The 2,837-nt window shown below is 69.3% G+C and carries 3 protein-coding genes; 1 reads left to right on the top strand and 2 read right to left on the bottom strand.

Annotated features, from left to right (window positions below; all coding sequences use genetic code 11):
- Positions 1–434: amidohydrolase family protein (locus ACE5CZ_RS05250; protein WP_374946288.1), on the bottom strand; the 434-nt coding region annotated here is incomplete at its 3' end.
- Between the two features lie 88 nt (positions 435–522).
- Between ACE5CZ_RS05250 and ACE5CZ_RS05245 the strand changes: the two genes are divergently transcribed.
- Positions 523–1,653 carry an XdhC family protein gene (locus ACE5CZ_RS05245; RefSeq protein ID WP_374946287.1) on the top strand — a complete coding sequence of 377 codons (1,131 nt, stop codon included), beginning with the start codon at positions 523–525 and terminating at the stop codon, positions 1,651–1,653.
- Here the strand turns inward: ACE5CZ_RS05245 and ACE5CZ_RS05240 are convergent.
- On the bottom strand, positions 1,650–2,837 hold a 1,188-nt coding region (locus tag ACE5CZ_RS05240; protein WP_374946286.1), incomplete at its 5' end, for a xanthine dehydrogenase family protein molybdopterin-binding subunit. The genes ACE5CZ_RS05245 and ACE5CZ_RS05240 overlap by 4 nt on opposite strands.

The raw sequence follows: 2,837 nt of genomic DNA, 5'->3' as shown, positions 1-2,837 counted from the left end.
GAGGCGGCCGACGCGGTGGCCCGTGCGATGCCGACGTCATCACAGTCCTCGGGCCAGGTGAGGTGGTGGTCGGCCACCGTCGTGACCCCCGAGAGCAGACCCTCGGCGACCCCCACGAGGGCGGCGGCGTGCGCGAGGTCTGGGTCGATTCCGACGCGGCCGTACGCCGCGGCCATGGTTGGCAGCCAGTCGCTCATCGCGACGCCGCGGGTGCCGGAAAGCGTGCGGAACGCACTTTGCAGCAGGTGGTGGTGCGCGTTCACGAGACCCGGCGTCACCACGCAACCGGATGCATCCAGCACCTCGATCTCGTCGCTCTCGACGGTCGCCGCGACGGCCGCAGACACGACGACCCCGTCGGCCAGGGCGAGGTCGGCCGCGCTCTCGTGGGCCTCGTCGATCAGGGTGGTCACGGCATTGCGGATGACGAGCATTCACCAGTTCTAGCACCTCGCTGTGTCAGGATTGTGTCAGGTGCAGCGAGGCCCCTGCATCGTCCTCGCAGCCGAAAGAGACGCGCCCATGCTCGACATCGCAGCAGCCCTGCTCGACTCGCTCGGCGCGGGTCGTCGCCTCGCCGTCGCGACGGTCACCACGGTGGATGGCTCGGCTCCCCGGGCCCTCGGCACGTCGATGGCCGTCGACGACCGGGGGAGGGTGCTCGGCAGCATCTCGGGCGGATGCGTGGAGGGCGCCGTCTACCAGGCCGCCGAGGGTGTGCTCGAGACGGGCGACGCCGTTCTCGCCGAGTTCGGCTTCACAGAAGGCGACGCGTTCGCCGCCGGTCTCAGCTGCGGCGGACGCATCGAGGTCTTCGTTCACGAGATCGCCACCGGGGCCGTTCGCGGCGCGCTCGACGACCGTGTCGTTCGCGAACTCGAGGCGACCCGCGACGGCCGCCCGGCGGGCATCGCGATCATCGTCGCCGGCCGGGCTGCCGGAACAATGATCGCGGCGACGGCCTTCGCGACCGACGTCGAACGCGCCGGACTCGATTTGCTCACGGCGCGGCGCATCCTGCACGAACTCACCGCGCGTGTGTCTTCGGGCCTCTCGGGCACCCTCGACATTGAGTGCGACGGTGAGCCCCTTCGAGTGCTGTTCGTCGTGGCCGCGACCGCCCCGCGCATGATCATTTTCGGCGCCGTCGACTTCTCGGCGGCGCTCGCCAATGCGAGCAGTCTTCTCGGCTACCACGTGACCGTGTGCGACGCCCGGCCGCTGTTCGCCACGCCTCAGCGCTTTCCCTCGGCCGACGAGGTGGTCGTCGCGTGGCCGTCCGACTACCTTCGCTCGACCGCGATCGACTCGCGCACGGTGATCTGCGTGCTGACCCACGACGAGAAGTTCGACATCCCCCTGCTCGACGCCGCACTGCGCCTGCCGGTCGCGTTCGTGGGCGCGATGGCGTCGCGACTGACTCACGAGCGCCGACTCAAAGCACTCGAAGAAGGGGGCCTCGGCGCCGTCGAACTCGATCGGCTGCACTCGCCGATCGGACTCGACCTGGGCGGCAGCACGCCGCAGGAGACGGCGATCTCGATTCTCGCCGAGGTGATCGCGAGTCGCACGGGATCGGGCGGGGAGCCGCTGCGATCGCAGACCGGGCCAATCCACCGCACGACGTCGGTGAGGGCGGCTCGGCCGCTCTAATTCTGCAGCAGGCGCCAGATGCGGTCGCGCGACATGGGCAGCTCGATGGGTCGGCGGCCGATCGCGTCTGTGACGGCGTTCGCGAGGGCCGGCGCGACGGGGTTGTAGGGTGCCTCGCTCATCGACTTGGCGCCGAACGGGCCGAGCGGGTCGCGCGTGTCGGCGAAGTACACCTCGGTGACCGGCACGTCGGAGAGCTGCGGAATGTGATAGTTACGCAGCACCGTGGTGAGCACTGTTCCCGCGCCGTCGTTGATGATCTCCTCGTAGAGCGCCGTGCCGATTGCCTGCGCCACGCCGCCTTCGATCTGGCCCCGCAGCTGCGCCGGGTTGAGCACGAATCCGGCGTCCGCTGTCTGGATCGACTGCAAGATGAGCACCTCGCCCGTGAGCGTGTTCACGGCCACACGAAAAGCGTGCACGTTGAAAGCGATCGAGCGCCGGTCTCCGTTCTCGGCGGCCGTCGCGGTCAGTCCGCCGGGGCCGACGAGTTCGGCGACCGAGAGCCTGTGTTCGTTCGAGACGAGCGTGCCGTCGTCGAGAACCCAGGAGTCCGGAGCCGTCTGGGTTCGATCGGCGGCACGCTGGCGCAACTGGCGAGCGAGCGACTCGGCCGCCCTTAGTACGGCCTTGCCTGCCACCACGGTGCCGGCCGATCCGAAGGCGCCCGTGTCGTATCGTGCGGCATCGGTGTCGCTCTGCCGAATTCGGATGCGCGAGGGCGTCGTCGAGAGCGCGGTCGCGGCGAGCTGGGTGTGCACTGTGGTCGTGCCGTTTCCGAACTCCGCCGTGCCGACGCCGATCGTGTAGCCGCCGTCGGCATCTGCAGTCACGGTGACCTCCGAGAAGTGCCCGCGAGGCGGCATCGTGGCGATCATCGACGAGGCCATACCCTCGCCGACGCGCCACTCGACCCCCGGTGGTGCACCCGCAGAGTTGCCACGAGCGAGCGCCTTTTCGGCCAGGTCGATGCACTGGTCGAGCCCGTAGCCGCCCAGCACCAGGTCGTCGCCTTCGACGTGGGTCACGATCAGCGGGTCGGACGGCGTGACGGAGTTGAGCCTGCGCAGCTCGAACGGATCGATGCCGGCGGTCCGTGCCAGCTCGTCCATCGCCGACTCGATCGCGAAGATCACCTGACCGAGCCCGTAGCCGCGGAAGGCGCCCGACGGAACATTGTTCGT

Origin of the sequence: Agreia sp., from assembly GCF_964263775.1 — a bacterium.
Lineage (GTDB): Bacteria > Actinomycetota > Actinomycetes > Actinomycetales > Microbacteriaceae > Agreia.
This window is presented reverse-complemented; position numbering and strand designations above follow the sequence as displayed.